Raw genomic sequence first — 22,951 nt, forward strand, 5'->3', positions numbered from 1 at the left:
AGGGTAACGCCGTGTAATTTTTTGGGTCCTTCCTAAGCCTTTGATATTTCAGGGGCATTGCGCGCCGCGTTTTTTCACTAGTTATGAACTTTTGAAATTTGGGTAACAGATAACACTGAGGTAACAGATGAACCAGTCAGAATTTGCCAAATTGCATGGGGTCAGCCGCAAGACCGTTACCCAGTGGAAAGCCCGTGGCTGGCTGGTTATGGCGGGTGACGATATCAATGTTGAAGCATCAAATGCCAATATCGAACGTTACCGGAAAACTGTTACCCGGAGTGAAAAAAAGCCCAAAGGTAACAAGCAAGGTAACAGTCAGGGTAACAAACCGGGTAACACATTAGGTAACACGCCTAAACCCGATACTCCGGCACAAGTTGTCGAGCGCATCCTCACCGAACGCGGGGCAACAATGTCACTGGATGAAGCCAAGACTATGAAAGAAAACTATCTGGCGCTGCTAACCCAGCATGAGTATGACCTGAAATCCGGTAAGGTGTTGCCGTGGCAGGACATGATCGATGCGGTCAGGCAGGAGTATTCGCGGATGCGCACTCGGTTAATTGCCATCGCTCCTGAACATGGTCCCCGATTACGGGCGATGGCTGGCACGGACACGGACACAGAATTTGTAGTGGCGCTGCAAGAAATCATCTACGAGGCAATGGAGGAATTGAGCCTTGATCACAGTGAACAAGGGGGATAATACGGCATGGCAAAACTTTACCCTTGTGCTGAATCAATGCCGGTCTGATATTCACCCCCCAGAACCTTTATCCTTAAGTGAGTGGGCCAATAAATACGCGGTACTGTCCAAAGAAAACAGCGCTCAAACGGGTAAATTCCGGTCGTTTAAATATCAGGATGGCATCATGGATGCGATTACCGATCCGTCAGTTACCCAAGTGTCCGTAATGAAATCCGCCCGCGTAGGTTACACTAAGATACTGGATCATGTGATTGGTTATTACCTGTCGCATGACCCGTCACCAATACTGGTCGTTCAACCCCGGGTGGAAGATGCAGAAGACTACAGTAAAACCGAAATTGCGCCAATGTTGCGCGATACCCCGGTATTGAAAGATATAGCCGGCGAAGCCAAAGCGAAAGATTCCAGCCAGACTATCCTGAAAAAGACCTTTTCCAACGGGGCGAACCTGACGCTGGTCGGGGCGACCTCGCCCGGCGGATTCCGTCGTATCACCTGTCGCATCATCCTGTTTGATGAAGTGGACGGTTACCCTTCGGGTGGCGCAGGGGCGGAAGGTGACCAAATAGCATTGGGTATCAAACGCTCTGAGACATTCTGGAACCGTAAGATCGTGTTGGGGTCAACTCCTACTGTCAAAGAGACCAGCCGGATAGAAAAAGCCTTTAAGGACAGTGACCAGCGTTACTACTACGTGCCCTGTCCGCATTGTAATGAATATCAGGTGCTGGAATGGGGCGGACCTGATACCCCCTACGGCATTAAGTGGGAAAAAGACGAATACGGCAACGGATTACCAGAGACCGCCTATTACGTCTGCCGTCATCACGGCTGTGTGATTCAGGCCAGCGATAAGCCCGGCCTGATTAAGCGGGGCGAATGGCGGCCCAGTCAGCCGTTTCGGGGGCATGCCGGATTCCATCTCTGGGCCGGTTACAGCCTGTTTCCGAATGCGGCATGGAAATATCTTGTGGCGGAATGGCTCCGGGTGAAAGATGACCCCCTGATGCGCCAGACCTTTATTAACCTCGTCCTCGGTGAGCCTTATGAAGACCGGGGTGAAAAGGCACTCAGTGAACGTAAACTGCTGGAGCGCTGCGAAGTCTGGGCGGCCGAAGTGCCGGACGGGGTTGCCGTTCTGACGGCGGGTATTGATACCCAAGATGATCGCTTTGAAATTGAGGTGGTCGGCTGGGGGCGAAGTGAAGAAAGCTGGTCGATTGCCCATGATGTGATTGAAGGGGATTTAGAAACGGATGAGCCGTGGCTGCGTCTGGATGCTTATCTTAAACAAATATGGCGTCGGGCTGATGGTCGTGGTTTTGCGATTACAGCAGCCTGTATGGATTCCGGCGGTCATCATACACAAAAAGTGTATCACTTTTGCCGTGCCCGTTTAGCTCGTCGTCTCTGGGCGATCAAAGGGGAATCCGCTCGCGGCGGTAAACGTTCACCTGTATGGCCAACCAAGCGTATTACTTCACGCTCTAAATCCAGTTTTAAACCGATTATTATCGGCGTGAATGCCGCTAAAGACACTATCCGTGGTCGGTTACACATTGAGCCGCCAGAGAATACAGATCCGGCCCCCTCTTACATGCATTTCCCCATTGATCGTGATTTGCATTATTTCAGCCAGTTATTGGCCGAGCGGTCGGTGATTAAAGACTCAGGGGGTCAGCGATATCGCGTTTGGGAGCAAATTCCCGGTCGCGCCAACGAAGCGCTGGACTGCCGCGTCTACAGCTACGCTGCGTTATGCGGCCTGATGTACATGGGACTGAAGCTTAATGCGCTGGCAGACAACATTGTCGGTAATCCTGATCGGTTAATCGCCCCCCCGGCACAACCGGAAATAAAAACCAATCTGCGTTTCCCCGGAGCAATCATTCCTGAATCAACGGAGGATAAGCCCAAACGGAAGCGTATGTCACAGCTTCTGCCCTAAGGAGAACAAATGCGAAGAACCAGTCTGCTTACCGGCATGAGCCGTGAACAGCTCCACACCGCACTCAATGCCGCTCAACTAGCCTATATCGAACTGTCAACCGGAACGAAAGGCGTCTCATTTTCGTATACACAAGGGGATGGGACCCGCACTGTGTCGTATCAACAAACCAGCCTGGGTGACTTGTTAGCGCTTATTCAGGCAATACAAACCGAACTGGGGATCACGACAAGACGACCAATCAGGGTGAGGTACTAATGAGCGTTAAAATCTTGGGACCCAATGGCGAGCCGTTACCCCCCTCGAATGCGAAATTGAAATTTAACGCATTATCGGGAAGCGGGCGCATTCCTTATGATGCCGCAGACTCATCCAGCGACCAGCTGGCAAACTGGCAGCCGGCGCTGGGGTCACCGGATAATGAAATCAATATTTACCGTAACCGTATCGTGTCACGCATGCGCGATTTGGCGCGTAATGACGGCTGGGCGTCCGGCACCATCACCCGCGTATTGGATAGTGCCATCGGTGCGAACTACCGACCGATATTTAAACCGGATTACCGGATGCTGAAATTACTCACCGGTAACAATGCGTTTGATGCGACCTGGGCCAATGAATACGGCAAAGTGATTGAAGCCCACTGGCGTTCGTGGGCGAATGATCCGGGGCGTTACTGTGATGTCGAACGCAAACAGACAGTGTCCCAAATGCTGCGCCTTGGCTTTCGTCACAAGTTACTTGACGGCGATGCTTTGGCGGTACTGCAATACCGGACTGACCGGTTAGGCAAAGGCCGCGGACGTTATGCGACCACCATCCAGATAGTGGATCCCGACCGCCTCAGTAATCCACAGGAACGTTTCGATTTAGAATATGTTCGCGGTGGCGTCGAGATAGACAGTGATGGCACCCCGGTTGCTTACTATATCCGGGAAGCCCATATCGGCGACTGGTACAGCGGCAAAAAAACCATGACGTGGGATCGCATTCCCCGTGAAACCGCGTGGGGCCGTCCGCATGTGGTGCATGACTTTGACCATGAGCGCGGCGCACAACATCGCGGGATTGGCATCTTGGCGCCTATAGTTCAGCGGCTGAAAATGCTGATTAAATATGACGAATCAGAACTTGAGGCGGCGATCCTGAATGCGATTTTCGGGGCGTATATTGAGTCACCCTATGATTCACAGATGGTGGCGTCAGCCCTTGGTGACAACGGCGATTTCAGTGGTAACGAACTCAGCGCGTATCAAACACAGCGTGTGGAATATTATGAAGACAAGCGCCTTAACTTACAAAATGGCGCCCGTATTCCTCATTTATTCCCGAATGAGAAAATTGTCACGATTTCGGCCACGCGCCCAACCAGTAATTTCGACGGATTTGAAAGCGCAGTACTGCGAAATATCGCCGCCGCGACCGGACTTTCCACGCAACAGGTCACGCAGGACTGGTCAGATGTGAACTATTCCTCTGCCCGTGCTGCGATGCTGGAAGCGTGGAAGACTCTGACGCGCCGTCGTGATGATTTTGCTATCGGATTTGCTCAACCTATTGCCTCTGCGTTTGTGGAAGAAATCCATAACATTGAGGATTTACCCTTACCCAGTAATGCCCCTGACTTTCTGGATGCGAAAGCGGCTTATTGCCGTGCGCGCTGGATGGGACCCGGTCGCGGCTGGTTAGACCCGGTGGCGGAGAAGAAAGGCGCTATTCTGGGGATGAATGCAGGTCTTTCAACCCTTGAGATGGAGGCGGCAGAAAATGCCGGTGAAGACTGGGAAGAAATGCTGGATGAGCGTGCGCGTGAAATTGAAGCCTTTAAAGAGCGCGGTATTCCACTGCCTGAATGGGCTGAACCGGCACCGCAACAGCAAACCAACAGAGGATCAGGGGAATGGGAATGATGAACTTGCCCCACTTAGCCCAGCGGTTGTTTAATGTGCCGCTGGCAATCCATCCGCGCAAAGCCGAAGTCGTGATGGCAGCACTAACCGACCGCTTCGGCATTACCCGGATTCATGCCGGGATGGACTGGGATGATGAGGATGACTCCTTTACCCGGCGCGGGCGTGATACAGGCTATGACGTTTTAGAGGGAACTGCTGTCATTCCGGTGCAGGGAACGCTGGTGCAAAAACTCGGTTCCTTGCGTCCTTACAGTGGCATGACCGGTTATGACGGCATTCGGCAGGTGTTTCTGAGGGCACTGAATGACCCGGAGGTCAAAGGCATTTGTCTTGATATCGATTCCCCCGGCGGTGAAGTGGCCGGTTGCTTTGATTTGGTGGACCTGATTTACCAGTCACGGGGGGAGAAACCCATTCACGCTATTCTGAGTGAGAATGCCTATTCTGCCGCCTATGCAATTGCCAGTGCCGCCGACAAAATCACTGTGCCGCGCACCGGTGGCGTCGGTTCAGTGGGCGTGATTGTTATTCACTGTGACTGGTCGCAGCGCATTAAAGAGGACGGTCTGAAAGTGACTATCATCACTTACGGGGATCGTAAGGCAGAAAGCAACCCTTGTGTGCCGCTGAGCAATGAAGCGAAAGCCACTATCCAACACGATGTTGATGAAATGGGGCGTCTTTTTGTACGCACTGTTTCCCGTAACCGCGGACTCTCGGAAGAGAAAATCCGCAATACACAAGCTGCCTGTTATCTGGCAGATGAGGGCGTACAGATTGGGTTAGCGGATGAAGTCGCTTCCCCGGATGTCGCATTCAAACACTGATGAAAGAGTCTGGAGTGATTTAACGATGTATAAATTTGCACATTTGTTAGGGATCAAAGCCCGTGCCACTGATGAGCATGAGGAAGACGATGACGACGATCCGGATGCGGAAGACGATAAAGATGATGCTGACGCTGATGAAAATGAGGACGTCAAAAAAGGCCGCCGTGCCGAACGTAAACGTTGTGCCAAAATCTTTGGCAGCAAACATGCTGCGGGTCGTTCTGATATAGCGGCGCATTTAGCCTTTAACACCCGCTTGTCCGCGCATGAAGCGATTAACACGTTGTCAGTCATGGGCGCAGTCACCCCGCCATCTGCCAAATCCAGGCCGTCATTGGATGAACGGATGCGCAACGAAAAACAGGTACGGTTAGGCCCGGATGCACAGGTTCCGGTGGCAGGCAGTGCCGAAGCTGCGGTAGCCAAGGCGACCGCGTTGTATAACCGAGTAAAAGGTAAGCAATAATGGAAAATATAGGCCCTAACCCTTTCGCCCCCGGCATGACGTCGAGCATGTTTATTCCTGATCAGCTCATTGCCGGCCAGTTACAGTTAGTCACCGATAGCGTGACGATGGCCCAATTCGGCCTATTGAAGCGCGGTTCCGTACTCGGCATGAACAAGTCCGGGGAATATGTGTTGAGTGTGAAAACCGCGACAGACGGCAGTGAGAAACCCGCCGCTATTCTGGTCGATGCGGTGGATACCACCGTCAGCAGCCAGACCGCGGGCGTGTACCTGATGGGGGAATTTAACGCGCACCGGATTATCTTTGATAAAAGCTGGACGTTAGCCGAACTCAAAACTGCCCTGCGCCCCTTCAGTATTTTCCTGAAAGACAGTACGCCGGGATTTTAATTCCGACCACCTTTTTCTGATTACATCTGATGCCGTTATCTGGCAGGGCTGCGCTCGTTTTCATTTTCAAGCTGGCGGTAATGCTGCTGGCTTTACTATCTATAGAGAAACTGCATGAATATTTACAACACTAACGTGCTGGTTGGTTTAGTGCCTAACCTGATCACCAGCCAAAACTGGTTGCTGGACCGCTTCTTCCCCAACGTTATCACCGAAGACAAGGAAGAAGTGTCCATTGACGTAGATATCGGCAAACGCCGTATGTCGCCGTTCGTCTCACCGTTGGTAGAAGGTCAACTGGTCGAAAGCCGTACCTACCAGACCAATACTTTTAAACCGGCCTATATCAAGGACAAACGCGCGCCCGACTTGCTTAAACCGGTCCGTCGTCAGATTGGGGAACGTATCGGTGGCGAATTCAGCGCGGGCGAGCGTGAAATGTTAAACCTGCAGTTTGAGATGACCGACCAAATTGATTTAATTAACCGTCGTCTGGAGTGGATGGCCGCTAACGCGATGGTTTTTGCCAAAATCACCGTTGCAGGCGTGGGTTATCAAACGAAAGTGATTGATTTTGGCCGCTCTTCCGATCTCACTGTCACACTCAGTGGCAGTGACAAATGGCCACTGAAGGTGGACGCGGGGAAAACCAACACCAAACCCTCCGAAGACATTGAGGATTGGGGGCTGCGTATCCTCAAAACCACCGGCTCTGCGCCCACGGATATCGTTTTCACTAGTAAATCGTGGCAGGCCTTTTGTCGTGACACCTCGATTGAGAAAGGGGCGATAGTACTTCCCTTACTGAATCCGGCAGATCGGCAGGTGGATATTGCCCCTCGCGTAGCAACCGGTGCGGTTCATAAGGGGCGCTGGGGGAATTACGACCTGTGGTTGTATAACGACTGGTTTATTGACCCTGTCGATAATGTTGAAAAACCGATGATACCGGACGGTGCTGTACTGATGTCAGGCGCGGACTTGATGGGAACGCGCGTCTTTGGTGCGATTATGGACCCTGCGTTCAGTTATGGCCCGATGGCCTACGCGCCGAAATCGTGGTTGCAGGAAGATCCGGCTCAGCGTTTCCTGATGATGCAGTCTGCGCCGCTGGTTATTCCAAGCCGGGTGAACGCGGCATTGTGCGCGATGGTGGTGTGACATGACGAAAAAAACACAGGAACCGGGCGGATTACCGCCCGAATTGCAGGTCGGGCCAGCAGATGATGTTACCCCACAAGGCATTCAACCCACTTTACCCGATGAGCAGGGGCGTGCTGATGAGGAAGCCGCCCCTGAGCTGGTTGTTGTCAAAGGAAATACGGTGCGTCATAACGGTGTTGACTACCCTGAAAATACCGTGATTGAGGTCTTCGGTGACGATGCGGAACGCCTGATTCAGTTGGGCGTTATCCTGCGACTGGATGACCTGAGAGCGCAGTTATTATCCAGCAACCCAGTGACCGTTCAGCGGGGGGATCATGCCGATTGACTGGGATAAACATTTACTGGCCCCGCTGCATAAGCAGTTTGCAGAGCAGGTGAACTGGCGGCCTAAGTATGGTGAGCCTTACGACATCATGGGCGTGTTTGATCGCGCCTATACCCAGCAGGTGGGATCCCTTGACGGGGACAGCGACATTAATACCACTAAACCCCTGTTAGGCGTCCGTGATGCCGTATTCAAAGTGCCCCCCAAACAGGGCGACAAAGTCTTTGTGTATCGCGCCAATACCGAATTTATTGTGAGCGATGTGCAACCGGACAGTCACGGCGGCACGCACTTACAACTCAATAAGGTAAAATCATGAACGCATCAACCGTGCGTAACCTGGTGGTTCAGGCCCTGACAGGAAAGACGGATGCGCAATCCCGCGTTTATTCCCCGCGTGACTGGTCAACACGGGGTGATGATTATCCGTGCATACTGGTACAAACTACGTTTGATCATAAAAAGTCACATGGCCGTAATGCGCCGCAGTTTGACACCATTACAACGGTCAGAGTCACCGGACGCCTCGAGGCGTTTGACAGTGAGTTGGGAAATGGCGCAGAGCAGGCAGAACTCGCACTGGAGACCCTGCGGGCGCAAATCGAGCGTGCCGTGATAAACAGTTATGCGCTCACAAAGGAAATACAGCAATTTGCGGAGATCCGGTCACAGATTGATATTGATGCCAGCGGGGAAGGACATTTAGCTCAGCTTCTGATGGACATCGACATTGAATACTATCAGGGGCCGGAGGATTTTTACCCGATTGAAGCAAACCCGCTGGAGGGCATTGATGTGACGATTGCGATGCCGGAATACACCCCCGAACCCCATATCCGTATTAATCTGGAGTAACCCTATGTTTGTCAAACCCGTTGCCGGGCGCAGTGTACGCGATCCGGCCAAAGGTACTCATCTGCCTGAAGGTTGTACAGAAGTCCCCAACACGCTGTTTTGGCATCGTCGTGTAAGGGATGGCGACGTTGAACTCTGTCAGCCAGTAGCTGAAACCAAACTTACTAAAAAGGCGCAGGAGACTGAATAATGGCTATCCCTTTTTCCCGCATTCCCAATAACCTCAGAACCCCGCTGTTTTTCGTGGAATTTGATAATTCAATGGCAAACAGCGCCACGGCAACCCAGCGCTCGCTGATCCTCGGTCAGATGCTGGATAAGGCTATTGCTGCCCCCGATATTCCGGTGCGCATTTCTTCTGCTGAACAGGCGGCTTCCCAGTTCGGTCACGGTTCCCTGCTGCATGGCATGACCGCGGCGTATCTGGCGAATGATCCCGCGGCGGAATTGTGGGCGCTGCCCCTGAAAGACAGTGATAACCTGCTGACCGCTAAAGGATCGGTGGAGATGGTATCCCTGCCGGCCCGCGCGGGTGTGATTTCCCTGTATATTGGCGGACAGCGTGTGCAGGTGACCGTCATGGCGACCGATAAATTGACGCAGGTTGCGGAGTCACTGGCGGCAGCCATTAACCGCAAGATTGCGCTGCCTGTCACGGCAACAGCGACCAATCACACCGTCACGTTGACCGCGAAAAACAAAGGCGCTCACGGCAATGGCATTGATATCAGCCTCAATTACCGGGGACAAGCCGGGGGCGAAGAAACCCCGGCAGGCATGGACTTACGTATCATTCAGATGACAGGGGGCGCAGGTGCACCCGAACTGAAAAATGGCCTGGCTAATCTCAGTGACCGGGCATTTGATTTTATCGTCAATCCGTACACCGATACCGCTTCATTGGATGAACTCAAGGCCTTTTTATCCGATACCGGCGGGCGCTGGTCATGGGAACAGCAATTGTACGGTCATGCATTCAGTGTGGTCAGTGGCATTTACGGAGAGCTGGCAGATATTGGCGAGCGCCGGAACAATCAACATGAAACCCTGTTGGGGTTGACGAAATCCCCGACACCTGACTACATTTGGGCGGCGGCCATCACCGGGGCGGCGGCACCGAGTCTGAGAAATGATCCGGGCAGGCCGCTGCAAACCTTGCCTGTCGCGGGCGTTTTATCCCCGGATGCTGAGAACCAGCTCGGCCTGATTGATCGCAATAACCTGTTGCACAGTGGCATTTCCACGTTTACGGTGGCCGATGACGGCACGGTACAGATAGAGAACCTGATCAGTACCTACCAGAAAAACCCGTACGGTGATAATGACGACAGCTACCTTCAGATAGAAACGCTGTTTTTGCTGATGTACGTCTCGCGGTATATCCGCACCCAAATCACCTCAAAATTAGGGCGAATGAAACTGGCGAAAGACGGCACCCGCTTTGCGCCCGGCTCGGCCATTGTTACCCCTAATATTGTCCGGGCAGAACTGATCGCCCAATACCGGACACTGGAATTCAACGGTTATGTGCAGGATTCTAAGGCTTTTGCCGCAGGCTTAAGGGTCGAGGTTAACGCCCATAATCCTAACCGGCTGGATGTCCTCTGGACTGGCACGCTGATCAATCAGTTGCGTGTCTTTGCGCTCTTGAACCAGTTCCGTCTGCAACCAACGTCATAAGGAAACCTCATGGGAAATACAACTCGAAGGCTGGCGGGGACAGCCTATCTCACGGTGGATGGTGTATCCATTATGGTAGTGGGGGACTTTACCTACGGCCCCTCGGCCGTCACCCGCGAGACCTTAACCGGGATGGACTACGTGCACGGGTACAAAGAAAAACCCAGTCCGTGCTTCATTTCCTGCCGGGTACGTGACAGCGGCGGCACGACCGTAGCGGATTTTAACAATCAGACCAACGTCACCATTGTGGCCGAACTGGCGAACGGCAAGACCATTATTGGTGAAGGCATGTGGACCGTAAACACGCAGGAAGTGCGCAGCGAAGATGCGGAGTTCGAAGTCCGTTGGGAAGGCATTTCGGTAACAGAAAACTAAGAGGCAATCATGGAAAAAACAAAAGTTATCACACTGAGCAAGCCGATTGAAAGTAACGGCGGCAAAGAGGTTTACACCGAAATTCATTTGCGCGAGCCGTGTTTGATAGAGGTCGAGCAGTTTTATGAGGCACAAGCGAAGAACCCTAACAGCTCTCTGCCTGCTATGCGACTGCTGATTGCGTTGGTATCAGCCGTACCTGAAACGGTATTGAAAAAAATGGCAATTAGCGATTTTAACCAGTGCAGGGAGTATCTTTTGGTTTTTTTATCGGGAAATCTGGACTCCAACAGTGGCAGCGACTAGCGGCTGATGTCACCTACTTTTATAAATGGGGGCCACAAGACGCGTGGCTCCTGAGTCGGTCACGCCTCAATTGGTGGGCTGAACAGGCAGAACGAATCAATCAAGCGAGGTCGGGTAATGGGTAATGCATTTGACTTTGAGTTACACGCGGATGATAACGCCACAAAAGCACTGGCAGAGATTGAAGCCAGAATTAAGCAACTGAACCCTTTGCTGGATTCGACACGTGAAGCATTGCGGTTCGGCGGCAGCGAAACGCTGGATAACGTCGGTTCCGTCAGTAATAAACTGCGTGATATGTCACGGTTTGCCAAAGACAACGTTCAGCACATCGGCGCTATTATTCCTCCGCTAAAAAATGTCGGTGAACTAACTGCAAAATACGGCGGTCTTGCCAAAAAATACGGGGGGATCGTTGGTGGGGTGGGCGCTATAGGATATGGCGCAACAAAACTGTATCAAGGTATGAGGGATGCAGGTAAAGACGCCATTGCTCGCAGTACACGAGCAAAAAACTCAGGGATGAGTGTGGCTGATTTTACCCGCATGTCTGGGGCGATGCAGCTATCTACAGGGGCTACAATGGATGATGCCGATCAGTCTGTCGAATCGCTCTATCCCGTTTTGCAGAATGCCCTTACGAACAGAAAAAGCACCACAAAAACCGAACTGAATAAAATTGGCGTAGAAATAGCAGAAAATAAAAACGGTAACGCAGATGTTTACCAGACAATGAAAAACCTCGCTGCACAATGGAACAATATAGTACCAGAAACGCAGGATACGCTACGTGAGCATTTGGGATTAGATCCTCGCACCTTATCATTTTTGAGAGATGGCGGACAAAAAGACGATGGCAAACTTAAAATTGATGAATTGCTTAATAAATCAGATAAATTTGGGCTAACCATACAAGATAAGGACAATGAGCAAATTGAAAAGGTCGGTGAGCGTATCAATGAAATCGAAGCCCGCGCCGCTGGCGCATTCAGGGATTTTAAAAACGATATGCTACTGACGGGTTTTGGTCAATGGGACAAGGCAAAAGCTGCTGCCAAAGACAAAAATCCGGTTCACGGTTTTTTTTCAGGGTTATCAACATACTTTAATCCATTTGATTTTAATAACGGCGGGGACCAGTTAGCGTTACTGAAAAAAGCACAAAAAGATGATGAATTCAGAAAAACCTTATCTTTTAAAGAGAAAACGGATCTTTTGCTGACATACGCTTCAGAAGATTTAATCAAAAAGTTGAATGCATACTATTTCCCCAATCATAAAAAACAAAGTCATGTCGGCGAAAAAGTGCCTGATATACCTATTGTACGGGAGTCCAACTACTCTAACCCGCTAAAAGAATCAGGAAAACAACCTCGCGGTATTCGCAATAATAACCCAGGTAATTTAACAGCAGCTCCTCATGCTGTGGGTAAAGATTATGGTAATAATCATACTTATGTGAAATTTGCTACAGCGCATGATGGTTTATCGGCTATGGCACGCCAATTAATGCTGGATGCAGAGAAAGATCTTAATACTATTGATCTCTTTCTTGAGAAATACGCTTCCAAAAAGGCCGGAAACAATACTGAGGCTTATGCGCGTTCAGTCTCTCAACGAACTGGATACACTCGTAACCAACGTTTAGATATGCATAATCCAGAGGTGTTGAATAACCTTATGGCTGCCATGATTAAGCATGAAAATGACAATATAAACCCATATAGCAAAAAACAGATTACAGATGGCATTAATGAAGCTATTCATAGTGATCTCTGGAAGGGGTTACGGAAGCCAGAAATACTTAGGGAACAGAGGTTGAAGTATTCTCTTACTGAACAAGAGCAGCAATTCCCTTCACTCTACAGCAAGAAAAAGAATGTTGAATCTGAGGCAGAAATAGCAAAAGGTATGGGCGATAAACCATTTCAAGTCGAGATCACCTTGGTTTATGATAAGACCGGAGAACGGCAAAAGTTCCAGTCGAATTCTGCCGGAAAAGTCACAACTTCTATGCAGCATCCTTGAAAATAGGTTATGTTTTATTCATTAATGTATTTTTTTTATACTATTAATGGGGTTGTAGATGCACAGATTCGGACGTTTTTTGATTCTAGTTGGTATTACATGGTTGTTTGTAGCTCTGAACATGGGCACCACTGTTTCTTCTTATGGTGAAACTGTTCAAAACATTGGGTTAGTATCAAGCAAACAAAATCACGTTATTATCGGATGCTTTATTATCCTTTATGGATTGTTAGTTACTTTGTTCTACAGTAAAAAATAATAGTACAGAGACTTGGAGAGATGCATTGTTCAGAGTTCAGCGAGTAATATTTAATTGACAAGGTGATTTTTATGAAGCGGTTATTATTATCTTTGTTCTTTGTATCATCTATGGCAAATGCAGCGTGGATTACGAATGTAGAAGAAAGCATTTTTGGTGATAATAGCGCCGTTCTTATAGGGGAGCTCAAAAACACTAAATCAGGCATTGTATTCAGATGCAATAGTAATGATCTATCAGTTTCTTATGTTGAGCTAATAGACGATAGCGATATTAAATCTATACCTGCGACTTTTTTAATGAGAGTTGACAGTAATCAAGTGGTCGAATTTAACACAATGCTACAAAGAAGAAACTCTGATGCAATAGAAGCCAAAGGCACTGATAGAGAAAAAATTTTGTCGTTATTAAAGCAGTTAAGTTCAGCAAAGCAAAAAATTTTAGCGGGAATTTCTGTTGATGAAGTTGATTATAAGCAATCTTTTTCAGGAAATGCATCCGGTTCAACTGTTGCCGTTAATAAATTCGCTAAGGCATGCAATTTGAATATCAAGTAGAAGTAAGATAGTGCGAAACAGCCCCTTATGGGGCTTTTATTGGTTATTAGTTGAGTTTTACAAAAGTTTCGTAAAACATCATTGCGATGTAGTCTTATTATGACTACAATTAGGACACTATATGACCGGGGGATTGACTAATGACCACTGAAACTTATGTCCGTGCACGTATTGATGCAGAGACTAAAGAGCGGGCCCGTGCCGCATTGGAAGCCATGGGGTTATCTGTGTCTGATGCGATTCGTTTACTGATGTTGCGCATCGCGGATGAGCAGCGTTTGCCTTTCGATGTCAGAGTGCCGAACGCAACCACTCAGAAAGCAATGGAAGAACTGGAAGCAGGAAAGGGAAAGCGATTCGATAGCGTGTCTGCGCTAATGGCGGATCTGCATGAGGACGATTGAGCGCTCAACGGCATTTAAGCGGGATTATAAACGTGAATCTAAGGGTCAGTATCGCGTTGGGCTTGATGATGCGTTAGTGCCTGTTCTCGTCGCTCTGGCGAATAATGAACCTCTCGAACGCCGTCATCGTGATCATGAGCTGGACGGCAATTGGTCAGGCTATAGAGAGTGTCACATCAAACCCGATTTGTTACTTATTTACCAAAAACCGGATAGTGAAACCCTGCAATTAGCAAGACTCGGTTCTCACAGTCAGCTATTTGGGTGAACACTGTCAGATAATTATCTTATTTAAGCCCGCTCCGTGCGGGTTTTTTTCATTCCTGATGCCGCCTGGTGCGGTTTTTTTGTCCAAAAAAGAGGTTATGTCATGGCCCTGATAAAAGATGCCCTTTCTTCTCTGCTGGGTGGCGGCAATGACTCATCATGGAAATGGTCAGAACATTTACACCCTGCCTCGTTTCGTGGTGTGCCGTTTGCGGTGGTATCCGGTGAAAGTGTCTTTGGCCGCCGTCAGGCTGTACATGAATACCCGTACCGTGATACTGCCTGGCTGGAAGATTTGGGCCGGGCGACCCGGAGGATAACGATCCGGGGGTTTATCATTCAGAACAGTGCGGTTTATGACGCCCCGGATGTCATCACACAGCGAAAGAATCTGGTGGCGGCCTGTGAAACCGGATCTGCGGGGACATTGGTGCATCCGACACTGGGTGAACTGACCGTCAGTGTGACAGAAAGTGGCCTGCGTATGACTGAGAGCGCGGAATCGGGCCGGGTGTTTGAGTTCACGTTAACGGTGATTGAGTCCGGCCTGAAAGTCTTTGCGGTCACCAACAGCACCAAATCCGCCACTGAGGTAAAGAAAAACTGGCTGAAAGTCTACACGACCACACTGGCGAAATATGTCTCAATGGTGAGGGGGGAAATCCGCTCGGTGGTACAGGGGATGCGGATCATCAAACAAACCGCCAATCAATGGGTGGGGATGGTGACCCGTTCGGTGGATGAGGTGACCAACCTCAGCGATATGCTGAAAACCACTTTCGGCAGTGAGCGTTATGGCCGTTATCAGCGCGGGACAATTGGCGGTACGGTATCAGGGGCAACCGGAATTCGGTCACGGGATGATAAATCGCGTAATGAGGCTGAGATAGTGAAGAAAACCACCGCTGAGGTGGTGATGGGCCGTAAAGCCATTGCCCGCAGCCTTGAAGCCCTGAATATTGCCCCGACCGTGGAAGTCTTTAGCGAGGCAGCCGGTGATGCGGTGATGGCGATTATCCAGTCGGCAGGCAGTACTGATGAGAAAGCCGCTATCTTTGAGCATCTTGCTGCCTTTCAGAATACCCGCTACCAGCAAGGCACGGTTGACCGGCATGTGACTGAAATGACCGTTCTGTTACTGGTGGTGTTGTCGGCGGGTGCAATGGCACAGGTCGCCAGTGAGTTTACCCCGGCAAACAATCAGGAAGCCCATGATTTACAGAAAAGGGTATGTCATGCGCTGGATACGGCCTTAGTGATGGCCGGTGATTTAAGTATGGATGAGATTTATCAGTCCCTGATGGCATTACGGGATGAGTTTATAACCAGTGCAGTACTGAAAGGCGCAGAAGCCGGACGGTTAGCCCAGTTCAGTCTGCCCGCGGTGTTACCGGCACTGACGGTAGCTAACCGGATTTATCAGGATGCCGGACGCAGTAATGAACTGATACAGGCGACTAATCCCCGTCATCCGGCGTTTATGCCTACCCGATTTAAGGCGCTGAGACAATGAAAAAAAACGATGAACTGTCATTAGTGATTGCCGGCAAGGCTATTTATGGCTGGGACAGTGTCCGTGTAACACGGGGCATTGAACGGTTGCCGTCTGATTTTGAACTGATGTTGATGGACTATTATCCCGGCAGCGATCAGAAGCAACAGGTGGAAGTGGGTCAGTCCTGTCAGGTATTACTGGGGAATGATCCAGTGATGACGGGATATATTGATATCTGGAATTCGTCCATTAACAAAAGCACTCACCAGATACGGGTGACCGGACGCGGTAAATGTCAGGATTTGGTTGATTGTTCGGCAAAATGGCCGAACAACGTGATTACCTCGGCGACGGCATTACAAATTGCTCAAAAACTGGCGCAATGGTACGGCATTGAAGTGAAATCGGATGTGACTGATATGAAAGCCGTACCGCAATTCACCCTGAACTGGGGGGAGTCTTCACAGGAAATCATTGACCGCATTACTCGCTGGTCTGCCCTGCTGTATTACGACACACCAGACGGCAATTTATTTCTGACCCGTGTCAGTGACAAAGTGGCTGCCAGTGGTGTAGCGCAGGGGAAAAACATTGAGCAGGCAGATTACCAGTCCGCCATGAATGAGCGGTTCTCAGAGTACATCGGCCTGTCGATGAATGTCAGCGGGTTAAGTGAACTGTCGGCAGGAAAAGGTTATGACGTGGTGACGATTGCGACAGCCAAAGATCCGGAAGCGGAAAAGATGCGCTACCGCAATTACGTCACTATTATCGAAAGTACTTTGCATACCTGGGGAAAACAGCAAGACGCGATTAACTGGGAAATGAACCGACGTTATGGCCGCTCTAAAGTACTCAAAGTCTTGGTTGATAGCTGGCGGGATGTCAGCGGGACACTGTGGACGCCCAATACCCTGATCCCGATCCATTTACCGGTATTCGGGCTGGAATCCGAACAATGGCTGTTATCTGAAGTGTCTTATGTTCGTAATAAAGATGACGGCACACGGGCAGAACTGACCCTGATGCCGCCGGCAGCGTTTGCCGTACAACCGTATGAATTTTACGATGCAATCATGGAAATGCGTGACGGAGGTTATTCACATGATGGAAGCCATTAGAAATTTAAATCGCCGCGCAATGATGATGCTCGGTTTAGGCAGGGTAACTACCTGTAATGATAAAGGGGTTATCCAGCAAGTACAGTATCAAACCGCGATGGAAGTTCGGGACAACACGCACCGGATCGCCGAGTTTGGTTTTTCATCCGGGTTACCTGCCGACACCGATGTCGTACTGGCGTTCTTAGGTGGTGACCGCTCTAATGCCGTGGTGATTGGCAGCAATCACCAACAATACCGGCATAAAGGGTTAAATCCCGGTGAAGTGGTGGTGTACAACCAGTGGGGGCTGCATATCCTGCTGACGGCATCGGGGATCACCATTGAAGCGAAAGGGCAGCCGGTCACCGTCAATAATGCGTCAAAAGTCACTGTCAATGCCTCCACCGAAGTATTGCTGAATACTCCGGTACTGAAAGTGACCGGCGATGTCATTGATAACTGCAACAGTAACACCACGACCATGAAACAGTTACGTGATGCCTATAACCGTCATACGCATCCCGTGTCTGGTGTGAAATCCGGCGATGCGACGGTCACCAGTCAGATAACCGGAGAAACCGTCAAATGAGTGATATCACTTCCTGGTGGGATATCAAAAATATTCATGCTGACTGGCTGGCAGGACGCGGGGATTTGGTGACCGGGAATGATCTGCAAACGGCCATCATTATCAGTTTATTTACGGATCGGCAGGCACGGCCTGACGATGATATAGAGAGTACTGACCGTCGCGGCTGGTGGGGTGACAATGGGGCTGATTATCAGATAGGTTCCCGGCTGTGGTTGTTACATCGGCAGAAACTAACCCCCCCTGTCGCGTTGGCGGCTGAGGATTATGCCCGTGAGGCGCTGCAATGGATGCTGGATGATGGCGTGGCCGCGGCGATTGATATCCGTACACAAATTGTCTGGCCCAATCGGCTGAATATGATAATCCGTTATCAGCGTCCGGGGCGGGATAACGAGGATCTACGCTTTTTTTGGGTCTGGGAGCAAGAAAATGCCCTTTAAACGAAAAACACTCACTGAACTCCGGGCACAGAACCGCAGTTATTTACAATCAGAATTACAGGAAACCGGCCCGTTATTGCGCTTTTCCAACATGGGCGTACTGGCAGATATGGATGCAGGTATGGCGCACTTGCATTACGGTTACCTTGACTATATCGCCAGGCAGACTACCCCGTTTACGGCCACGGATGAATGGTTGTCTGGATGGGCGGCGTTAAAGAAGATTTTTCGCAAACCGGCAACAGCGGCTCACTGTGAGCACTATCAGTTTACAGGGATGACAGGAACTATCATCCCTGCCGGGACAAGACTTAACCGGGGGGATGGGTATCAGTATCAAACTCTGACTGAGATCCGCATTGCTGCCAATGGACAGGGAAATGCCAGCCTGATTGCGTTATTACCGGAAAGTACCGAGGATGATTCGGGTGGCGGTGCGGCAGGGAATGCACCAGCGGGTGCGGTATTAACGCTGGATCAGAGTCTGGCAGGGGTTGATGTTGAAGGGACGGCGATTATGCCCATTACGGGCGGGGCAGACATTGAGAATGAAGCGGATTTTCGTTCCCGTATGTTACTCGCCTATCAGGGCACACCACAGGGCGGTTCTGATGACGATTATAAACAGTGGGCGCTGTCCGTGCCGGGCATTACCCGGGTCTGGGTCAGACCAAGAGCAGCCGGGGCCGGAACAGTCGGTGTCTATATTATGTGTGATAACAATACGCATGGCGGTTTTCCTATCGGCACAGATGGCGTGTCATCCCATGAACCGTATGCAGTGCATGCCACCGGAGATCAGATGAGGGTGGCTGATGCTCTTTTTACCTTACAACCGGTCACTGCCTTAGTCTGGGTGTTATCGCCGATAAAATTCCGGCTTGATTTTACCCTCCACGGCCTTTCTCATATCAGTACCGATGTGACGGAGCGTATTAATGAGGCGATTGATAACGTACTGTTTGAAAACGGTAACCCGGATGGCTCCGGGCGCATATTGATATCTGAACTGCAATATGCCATTGCGGGCGTACCGGGCACAGCAGGATTTGTGATCACATCACCGGCAGACAATATTGCCTTACCGGTTGGTCACTTACCCGTACGGGGCGAGGTGAAATACACATGAAACAGTATAGCGTGGCGGATTATACCGCGGCACTAAATGGCCTGTTACCTGCCGGGATGGCGTGGACGCGGCGCCCGGAGTCGGCTATCAGTAAGGTCATCCGGGCGCTTGCCCGGAGCTGTCACCGCAGTGACCAGGATGCGCATTCATTACTGGAAGGCAGCTTCCCGGCAACCGCAACAATCATGTTACCGGAGTGGGAAAAATCGCTAGGGTTGCCGGATGACTGCGCCATTGGGGAAATTGACAGTATCTCATTGCGGCAAAAATCGGTAGTCTCAAAGTTATTACGCACAGGCGGTCAGTCCAAATCCTATTTTATCGGACTGGCGGCAGAACTGGGATTTCACATTACCATTACGGAATTTCGGCAGGCCAGAGTAGGCATGTCTGCGTGTGGGGACGCATTAAATGGCGGTGACTGGCCGTTTGTCTGGCGCATTAATGCCCCGGCGACCACGATAAATTACGCTGTGGCAGGCGGCAGCTATTGTGGTGATCCGTTGCGTTCATGGGGCAATAAAAAGCTCGAATGCCAGTTTCAACGGATAAGCCCGTCTCACACAATCCTTCAGTTCGGTTACGTCCAGTAACCCTCATAAATTTCAATTTCATTTCATTTTTATCACTTTTATTGAGTGAGGATTAGCGATGCAAAAAATCGGTGATATTACGAACACCGCGGACAGTAACGGTGAATACACCAACGGGAATGTTGCAGCGGGTATACCGCCGACTATTTTAGAGTCAGGGTGGTTTAATACCGTGCAACGGGAAATGATTAACGTGTTGCTGAAAGCCGGAATGAAGCCGGATAAGACCAATGACGCCCAGTTGTCTGAGGCAATAGGAAAATTGGTATCTGATTCTCAGGTGGCATTGACTGACAGTTTCGGCCAATCCGGTTCACTGGCCGCCAGTCAGAAATTAGTGACCCATGCCAACGACAACGCCAACAGTCGGCTCGACAAAGCGCAGAACGGGGCAGATATCGAGGATAAAGCAGCGTTCATTAACAATCTTGGGCTGCGGGATACGGTGGACAGGGCGCATCATTCACTGGATCGCCGTACCGGAGGAGAAGTGAATGGTGATATTTCATCTCAGGGAAATCTTTCAGTTCAGAAGGATATTTCAGCAAAGGGGAAAATGAGTGCTGATGACGGTTTTTTGGCAGGGACTGCGACACTGACTCCGTGGGGAGATATTCGTGGAACCCAGTGGGGGAATGGGTGGCTGAGTCACTGGTTGAATGACAGGCTTGCCGAAAAACCGTCAGCTAAATTTATGGAGGACAGTCAGGGTTGGTGGCTGGACCCTACAACAGGCATCATTCTTCAATGGGGAAAGCTTGCTTCGAGTGGCGGGAATTTTAATTTTCCACGGGCGTTTCCTGTTGAATGTTTTCACGTATTCGTAACAAATAATACCTCGCAGGGGTCTAATATAGATAACGCATTTGGGTATCCAGTGAATAATCATCAATTTTATGCATCAACAAAAACTGTAGATGGGAATAACAGCGGACATCCAGTGGCATGGTGGGCAATTGGGAGGTAATAATGGGTATTGAAAAAATAAAACCCGAATTCAACAGAGATTATGATTATTTTTACAGCGCCTCAGCATCGGGCTTTGTTTACCGGCCGTATTCAGAACCCGGTGACTATCCTGATGACCTCAAACCTGTCAGTGATGAGTTGCACAACCAGATGTTTAAAGGACAGGCAAACGGGAAGCAGATTGTGGCTGATGAGAATGGTTTACCCATGTTGGCAGACCCGCCTCCACCGACACCGGAGGAACTACAGCAACAGGCCGAATCAGAGAAGCGTTATCGTATGTCACAGGCTACCAATGCGATAGCCCCGTTACAGGACGCTGTTGAACTTGACATGGCCACAAGCGAAGAGAAAGCTGCCTTAACCGAATGGCGCAAATACCGTGTGTTGCTCAACCGGGTCGACTGTTCCACTGCCCCCGATATCGCATGGCCGGAACCGCCGAAGTGAATACAGGGGCAAAATGCCCCTGATAGCCAATTGACATCCCCGCCGGTCGGTCTATTTCTGTCCGTGTCCAGATGCCGGAAGATTCGGTGTGGAATTTGGGGCAGGGGGAAGATGTAGGTTTGTGATAAGCAGAAAGCCCTCGTGGGGGAGGGTTTTATGAAAGCTTTGAAATTAAATCAATTTGTTATGTAATTTTCAGATAAAATGTGAATAATTGGATAAATATATTCCCATATAGGCCCGGTCAAGTAGCAATATACGAAGGAGGTTAGCATCAAACCAAACACTAAGATCATGAGTATTATGTAGAATGCAATACTTTGAATCAGAAGTCGATTACTAATACTTGAAAAAACACCAGATATATCTCCTTCTATGGACGAATATTCTTTTTTTATTTGTTTTTTTCTGTGGTCAATTTCTTCTTTTATTGTTTTTAATGTTTGAAGTTGATTGAATAACATTAGCATCACAAGGCAAACGAATATTAAGCAACCAAAAAGAACAGACGAATTAATTATTGCTTGATAATCCCATGATTTGGTTGGTTTCATTTGGGTGGAAATAATGATTGTTGCCACAGGAATCCCGAGGATCTGATTTTGTATATCTGAGAACACCTTATGTATTTTCCCCATCTCTTCAACTTTGGCTATTCGTAGTTGATCCATTACCTTATCATAAGAAAAGGCGGAAACAAAAACACGATACCCTTTATCAAACTGAAACCTTAACAATCTGATATTGTTTAGTATATATTCAAATATTGAAGCTGGTTGAACGTTTTCAGTAATAGTCTGCATGCTTTTTATTAAAATACTGAGTTTCTGCTCTCTGTGTGTGTCATCATCAAAACACAACATTAAACTATCCAAATCGTCTTTATTTAGTTCTTGAATGGTGCAGTAGCTGTAATTTATTGATATTTTGAATAACTCTGAATCAAAAAACACGATTTCATAAGAACTTTCATCAAAGTAAGCCGAACTTTCTTTGAGTAAAGAAAAAAATGATAATACGGCACGATAGTTAGCAATCAATTTAGGTATATCGTGATCTCCACTGAAGAATTTTACTTCTTTAATGTAATAATTAGGTGGCTCTTTATATAAGTTTTTTTGTGGATGAAACAATGCAGCATAATCATCATAAAGTGTCCCCATCCCTATTCTTGGAGGGTCTATATATAAGGTCACAATATCTTCTGGTAAAACAGAACCTTCTTTTAATTCAATTCCATATTCTTCCGGGTTACTAAGCAGTTCGTTAAGTAAATCACAATCTAATTGATTTTTAAGCAATAGAGAGCCGATATGTGGATCTTCTTTTAAGTCCATCCTTTTATACAATTCTGTCAATTGTTTAAAGTTCTTGCTCACTATTCACCTCGCTTAACAGATTTGTTCTCAGGTCATCAGGAATGTTCTTTAGAATGATCTCATTTTTTTCTTCATTAAAATCAATGGAACCATCAATTAATCCAGCCCTATCAAATTTAATCTCCCAATACTTGGTTTTGCCTTGAAATGATACCAGATTTCGTATAATACGTCCATCGGGAACAAATCCATCGGATAATTCCAGTTCATCATCCGCTAATTTTGCTACCAAAATAGCAGGTTCATCAGGCCAGATTGCATTGGCAAATGCCTCTATACTAAGGTCGTGACTCTAAAGCGTTAATTTGATATTC

General features: G+C 49.1%; 29 protein-coding genes. 27 read left to right on the forward strand and 2 right to left on the reverse strand.

Annotated elements, in window-relative coordinates:
• Window positions 1-127 precede the first annotated feature (127 nt).
• The 27 genes from HGO23_RS06635 to HGO23_RS19615 all read left to right on the forward strand — a co-directional run bounded on the left by HGO23_RS06635 (window position 128) and on the right by HGO23_RS19615 (window position 21,258).
• Entirely contained in the window at window positions 128-709 is a 582-nt protein-coding gene (locus HGO23_RS06635) for an RNA polymerase subunit sigma-70 (protein ID WP_209026922.1), read from the forward strand.
• On the forward strand, window positions 684-2,660 hold the full coding sequence (locus tag HGO23_RS06640) for a phage terminase large subunit family protein (protein ID WP_209028368.1): 1,977 nt from the start codon (window positions 684-686) through the stop codon (window positions 2,658-2,660). Before HGO23_RS06635 ends, HGO23_RS06640 begins: the two co-directional genes overlap by 26 nt.
• A gap of 9 nt (window positions 2,661-2,669) precedes the next feature.
• Complete coding sequence (gpW, locus tag HGO23_RS06645; protein ID WP_209028369.1) at window positions 2,670-2,918, forward strand: gpW family head-tail joining protein; 249 nt, start codon at window positions 2,670-2,672, stop codon at window positions 2,916-2,918.
• Window positions 2,918-4,570 carry a phage portal protein gene (locus HGO23_RS06650; RefSeq protein ID WP_209028370.1) on the forward strand — a complete coding sequence of 551 codons (1,653 nt, stop codon included), beginning with the start codon at window positions 2,918-2,920 and terminating at the stop codon, window positions 4,568-4,570. The genes gpW and HGO23_RS06650 overlap by 1 nt, the downstream gene beginning before the upstream one ends.
• Window positions 4,570-5,400: a S49 family peptidase gene (locus tag HGO23_RS06655; protein WP_209028724.1), complete on the forward strand. Its 831-nt coding sequence runs from the start codon at window positions 4,570-4,572 to the stop codon at window positions 5,398-5,400. Before HGO23_RS06650 ends, HGO23_RS06655 begins: the two co-directional genes overlap by 1 nt.
• 25 nt (window positions 5,401-5,425) lie before the next feature.
• On the forward strand, window positions 5,426-5,869 hold the full coding sequence (locus tag HGO23_RS06660) for a hypothetical protein (protein WP_209028371.1): 444 nt from the start codon (window positions 5,426-5,428) through the stop codon (window positions 5,867-5,869).
• Window positions 5,869-6,261 carry a head decoration protein gene (locus HGO23_RS06665; protein ID WP_099137477.1) on the forward strand — a complete coding sequence of 131 codons (393 nt, stop codon included), beginning with the start codon at window positions 5,869-5,871 and terminating at the stop codon, window positions 6,259-6,261. The genes HGO23_RS06660 and HGO23_RS06665 overlap by 1 nt, the downstream gene beginning before the upstream one ends.
• A gap of 114 nt (window positions 6,262-6,375) precedes the next feature.
• Window positions 6,376-7,422, forward strand: coding sequence for a major capsid protein (locus HGO23_RS06670; RefSeq protein ID WP_209028372.1), 1,047 nt, complete (start codon window positions 6,376-6,378; stop codon window positions 7,420-7,422).
• Window position 7,423: 1 nt separating this feature from the next.
• Complete coding sequence (locus HGO23_RS06675) at window positions 7,424-7,753, forward strand: DUF7210 family protein (protein ID WP_209028373.1); 330 nt, start codon at window positions 7,424-7,426, stop codon at window positions 7,751-7,753.
• Window positions 7,743-8,072: a head-tail joining protein gene (locus HGO23_RS06680; protein ID WP_099137475.1), complete on the forward strand. Its 330-nt coding sequence runs from the start codon at window positions 7,743-7,745 to the stop codon at window positions 8,070-8,072. The genes HGO23_RS06675 and HGO23_RS06680 overlap by 11 nt, the downstream gene beginning before the upstream one ends.
• Window positions 8,069-8,608: an ATP-binding protein gene (locus HGO23_RS06685; RefSeq protein ID WP_099137474.1), complete on the forward strand. Its 540-nt coding sequence runs from the start codon at window positions 8,069-8,071 to the stop codon at window positions 8,606-8,608. Before HGO23_RS06680 ends, HGO23_RS06685 begins: the two co-directional genes overlap by 4 nt.
• Window positions 8,609-8,612: 4 nt before the next feature.
• Complete coding sequence (locus tag HGO23_RS06690) at window positions 8,613-8,798, forward strand: DUF2635 domain-containing protein (RefSeq protein ID WP_099137473.1); 186 nt, start codon at window positions 8,613-8,615, stop codon at window positions 8,796-8,798.
• A complete protein-coding gene (locus HGO23_RS06695) occupies window positions 8,798-10,288 on the forward strand; it encodes a phage tail sheath subtilisin-like domain-containing protein (protein WP_099137472.1) in 1,491 nt (496 codons plus the stop codon). The genes HGO23_RS06690 and HGO23_RS06695 overlap by 1 nt, the downstream gene beginning before the upstream one ends.
• A gap of 9 nt (window positions 10,289-10,297) precedes the next feature.
• The gene (locus HGO23_RS06700; RefSeq protein WP_209026930.1) at window positions 10,298-10,666 is read left to right on the forward strand and encodes a phage tail tube protein; all 369 of its coding nucleotides are present in this window, start codon (window positions 10,298-10,300) and stop codon (window positions 10,664-10,666) included.
• Window positions 10,667-10,675: 9 nt separating this feature from the next.
• On the forward strand, window positions 10,676-10,972 hold the full coding sequence (locus tag HGO23_RS06705) for a phage tail assembly protein (RefSeq protein WP_209028374.1): 297 nt from the start codon (window positions 10,676-10,678) through the stop codon (window positions 10,970-10,972).
• Between the two features lie 117 nt (window positions 10,973-11,089).
• Window positions 11,090-13,000, forward strand: coding sequence for a hypothetical protein (locus HGO23_RS06710; protein WP_209028375.1), 1,911 nt, complete (start codon window positions 11,090-11,092; stop codon window positions 12,998-13,000).
• A gap of 330 nt (window positions 13,001-13,330) precedes the next feature.
• Window positions 13,331-13,816 (forward strand): hypothetical protein, encoded by a 486-nt coding sequence (locus tag HGO23_RS06715; RefSeq protein WP_099137483.1) that lies wholly within the window; start codon window positions 13,331-13,333, stop codon window positions 13,814-13,816.
• A 140-nt stretch (window positions 13,817-13,956) separates the two neighbouring features.
• Window positions 13,957-14,220: a type II toxin-antitoxin system RelB/DinJ family antitoxin gene (locus HGO23_RS06720; protein WP_099137431.1), complete on the forward strand. Its 264-nt coding sequence runs from the start codon at window positions 13,957-13,959 to the stop codon at window positions 14,218-14,220.
• Window positions 14,207-14,488 (forward strand): type II toxin-antitoxin system YafQ family toxin, encoded by a 282-nt coding sequence (locus HGO23_RS06725; RefSeq protein ID WP_099137432.1) that lies wholly within the window; start codon window positions 14,207-14,209, stop codon window positions 14,486-14,488. Before HGO23_RS06720 ends, HGO23_RS06725 begins: the two co-directional genes overlap by 14 nt.
• A 102-nt stretch (window positions 14,489-14,590) precedes the next feature.
• The gene (locus HGO23_RS06730; protein WP_209028376.1) at window positions 14,591-16,000 is read left to right on the forward strand and encodes a DNA circularization protein; all 1,410 of its coding nucleotides are present in this window, start codon (window positions 14,591-14,593) and stop codon (window positions 15,998-16,000) included.
• Window positions 15,997-17,103, forward strand: coding sequence for a phage baseplate assembly protein (locus tag HGO23_RS06735; RefSeq protein ID WP_209026933.1), 1,107 nt, complete (start codon window positions 15,997-15,999; stop codon window positions 17,101-17,103). The genes HGO23_RS06730 and HGO23_RS06735 overlap by 4 nt, the downstream gene beginning before the upstream one ends.
• Window positions 17,087-17,674 carry a phage baseplate assembly protein domain-containing protein gene (locus HGO23_RS06740; protein WP_209026934.1) on the forward strand — a complete coding sequence of 196 codons (588 nt, stop codon included), beginning with the start codon at window positions 17,087-17,089 and terminating at the stop codon, window positions 17,672-17,674. The genes HGO23_RS06735 and HGO23_RS06740 overlap by 17 nt, the downstream gene beginning before the upstream one ends.
• The gene (locus HGO23_RS06745; RefSeq protein ID WP_099137534.1) at window positions 17,671-18,117 is read left to right on the forward strand and encodes a phage GP46 family protein; all 447 of its coding nucleotides are present in this window, start codon (window positions 17,671-17,673) and stop codon (window positions 18,115-18,117) included. The genes HGO23_RS06740 and HGO23_RS06745 overlap by 4 nt, the downstream gene beginning before the upstream one ends.
• Window positions 18,107-19,246 carry a baseplate J/gp47 family protein gene (locus tag HGO23_RS06750; RefSeq protein ID WP_209026935.1) on the forward strand — a complete coding sequence of 380 codons (1,140 nt, stop codon included), beginning with the start codon at window positions 18,107-18,109 and terminating at the stop codon, window positions 19,244-19,246. The genes HGO23_RS06745 and HGO23_RS06750 overlap by 11 nt, the downstream gene beginning before the upstream one ends.
• Window positions 19,243-19,839, forward strand: coding sequence for a YmfQ family protein (locus HGO23_RS06755; RefSeq protein WP_209026936.1), 597 nt, complete (start codon window positions 19,243-19,245; stop codon window positions 19,837-19,839). The genes HGO23_RS06750 and HGO23_RS06755 overlap by 4 nt, the downstream gene beginning before the upstream one ends.
• 58 nt (window positions 19,840-19,897) lie before the next feature.
• Window positions 19,898-20,806, forward strand: a complete 909-nt coding sequence (locus HGO23_RS06760; protein ID WP_209026937.1) for a gp53-like domain-containing protein — start codon at window positions 19,898-19,900, stop codon at window positions 20,804-20,806.
• Between the two features lie 2 nt (window positions 20,807-20,808).
• Complete coding sequence (locus tag HGO23_RS19615; protein ID WP_280529521.1) at window positions 20,809-21,258, forward strand: tail fiber assembly protein; 450 nt, start codon at window positions 20,809-20,811, stop codon at window positions 21,256-21,258.
• A gap of 176 nt (window positions 21,259-21,434) precedes the next feature.
• Here HGO23_RS19615 and HGO23_RS06770 read toward each other — a convergent pair whose 3' ends face one another.
• Together HGO23_RS06770 and HGO23_RS06775 are read right to left on the reverse strand one after the other, a co-directional pair.
• Window positions 21,435-22,637, reverse strand: a complete 1,203-nt coding sequence (locus HGO23_RS06770) for a hypothetical protein (RefSeq protein WP_209028377.1) — start codon at window positions 22,635-22,637, stop codon at window positions 21,435-21,437.
• A complete protein-coding gene (locus tag HGO23_RS06775) occupies window positions 22,621-22,914 on the reverse strand; it encodes a nucleoid-associated protein (RefSeq protein WP_209028725.1) in 294 nt (97 codons plus the stop codon). The genes HGO23_RS06770 and HGO23_RS06775 overlap by 17 nt, the downstream gene beginning before the upstream one ends.
• Window positions 22,915-22,951 lie beyond the last annotated feature (37 nt).

The sequence above is a fragment of the Xenorhabdus budapestensis genome (assembly GCF_017743015.1).
Lineage (GTDB): Bacteria > Pseudomonadota > Gammaproteobacteria > Enterobacterales > Enterobacteriaceae > Xenorhabdus > Xenorhabdus budapestensis.

Excerpts from the sequence above, each read along its gene's own strand:
- HGO23_RS06635 (WP_209026922.1), top strand. The coding sequence starts at position 128 with ATGAACCAGTCAGAATTTGCCAAATTGCATGGGGTCAGCCGCAAGACC.
- gpW (WP_209028369.1), top strand. The coding sequence starts at position 2,670 with ATGCGAAGAACCAGTCTGCTTACCGGCATGAGCCGTGAACAGCTCCAC.
- HGO23_RS06650 (WP_209028370.1), top strand. The coding sequence starts at position 2,918 with ATGAGCGTTAAAATCTTGGGACCCAATGGCGAGCCGTTACCCCCCTCG.
- HGO23_RS06655 (WP_209028724.1), top strand. The coding sequence starts at position 4,570 with ATGAACTTGCCCCACTTAGCCCAGCGGTTGTTTAATGTGCCGCTGGCA.
- HGO23_RS06660 (WP_209028371.1), top strand. The coding sequence starts at position 5,426 with ATGTATAAATTTGCACATTTGTTAGGGATCAAAGCCCGTGCCACTGAT.
- HGO23_RS06665 (WP_099137477.1), top strand. The coding sequence starts at position 5,869 with ATGGAAAATATAGGCCCTAACCCTTTCGCCCCCGGCATGACGTCGAGC.
- HGO23_RS06670 (WP_209028372.1), top strand. The coding sequence starts at position 6,376 with ATGAATATTTACAACACTAACGTGCTGGTTGGTTTAGTGCCTAACCTG.
- HGO23_RS06675 (WP_209028373.1), top strand. The coding sequence starts at position 7,424 with ATGACGAAAAAAACACAGGAACCGGGCGGATTACCGCCCGAATTGCAG.
- HGO23_RS06680 (WP_099137475.1), top strand. The coding sequence starts at position 7,743 with ATGCCGATTGACTGGGATAAACATTTACTGGCCCCGCTGCATAAGCAG.
- HGO23_RS06685 (WP_099137474.1), top strand. The coding sequence starts at position 8,069 with ATGAACGCATCAACCGTGCGTAACCTGGTGGTTCAGGCCCTGACAGGA.
- HGO23_RS06690 (WP_099137473.1), top strand. The coding sequence starts at position 8,613 with ATGTTTGTCAAACCCGTTGCCGGGCGCAGTGTACGCGATCCGGCCAAA.
- HGO23_RS06695 (WP_099137472.1), top strand. The coding sequence starts at position 8,798 with ATGGCTATCCCTTTTTCCCGCATTCCCAATAACCTCAGAACCCCGCTG.
- HGO23_RS06700 (WP_209026930.1), top strand. The coding sequence starts at position 10,298 with ATGGGAAATACAACTCGAAGGCTGGCGGGGACAGCCTATCTCACGGTG.
- HGO23_RS06705 (WP_209028374.1), top strand. The coding sequence starts at position 10,676 with ATGGAAAAAACAAAAGTTATCACACTGAGCAAGCCGATTGAAAGTAAC.
- HGO23_RS06710 (WP_209028375.1), top strand. The coding sequence starts at position 11,090 with ATGGGTAATGCATTTGACTTTGAGTTACACGCGGATGATAACGCCACA.
- HGO23_RS06715 (WP_099137483.1), top strand. The coding sequence starts at position 13,331 with ATGAAGCGGTTATTATTATCTTTGTTCTTTGTATCATCTATGGCAAAT.
- HGO23_RS06720 (WP_099137431.1), top strand. The coding sequence starts at position 13,957 with ATGACCACTGAAACTTATGTCCGTGCACGTATTGATGCAGAGACTAAA.
- HGO23_RS06725 (WP_099137432.1), top strand. The coding sequence starts at position 14,207 with ATGAGGACGATTGAGCGCTCAACGGCATTTAAGCGGGATTATAAACGT.
- HGO23_RS06730 (WP_209028376.1), top strand. The coding sequence starts at position 14,591 with ATGGCCCTGATAAAAGATGCCCTTTCTTCTCTGCTGGGTGGCGGCAAT.
- HGO23_RS06735 (WP_209026933.1), top strand. The coding sequence starts at position 15,997 with ATGAAAAAAAACGATGAACTGTCATTAGTGATTGCCGGCAAGGCTATT.
- HGO23_RS06740 (WP_209026934.1), top strand. The coding sequence starts at position 17,087 with ATGATGGAAGCCATTAGAAATTTAAATCGCCGCGCAATGATGATGCTC.
- HGO23_RS06745 (WP_099137534.1), top strand. The coding sequence starts at position 17,671 with ATGAGTGATATCACTTCCTGGTGGGATATCAAAAATATTCATGCTGAC.
- HGO23_RS06750 (WP_209026935.1), top strand. The coding sequence starts at position 18,107 with ATGCCCTTTAAACGAAAAACACTCACTGAACTCCGGGCACAGAACCGC.
- HGO23_RS06755 (WP_209026936.1), top strand. The coding sequence starts at position 19,243 with ATGAAACAGTATAGCGTGGCGGATTATACCGCGGCACTAAATGGCCTG.
- HGO23_RS06760 (WP_209026937.1), top strand. The coding sequence starts at position 19,898 with ATGCAAAAAATCGGTGATATTACGAACACCGCGGACAGTAACGGTGAA.
- HGO23_RS19615 (WP_280529521.1), top strand. The coding sequence starts at position 20,809 with ATGGGTATTGAAAAAATAAAACCCGAATTCAACAGAGATTATGATTAT.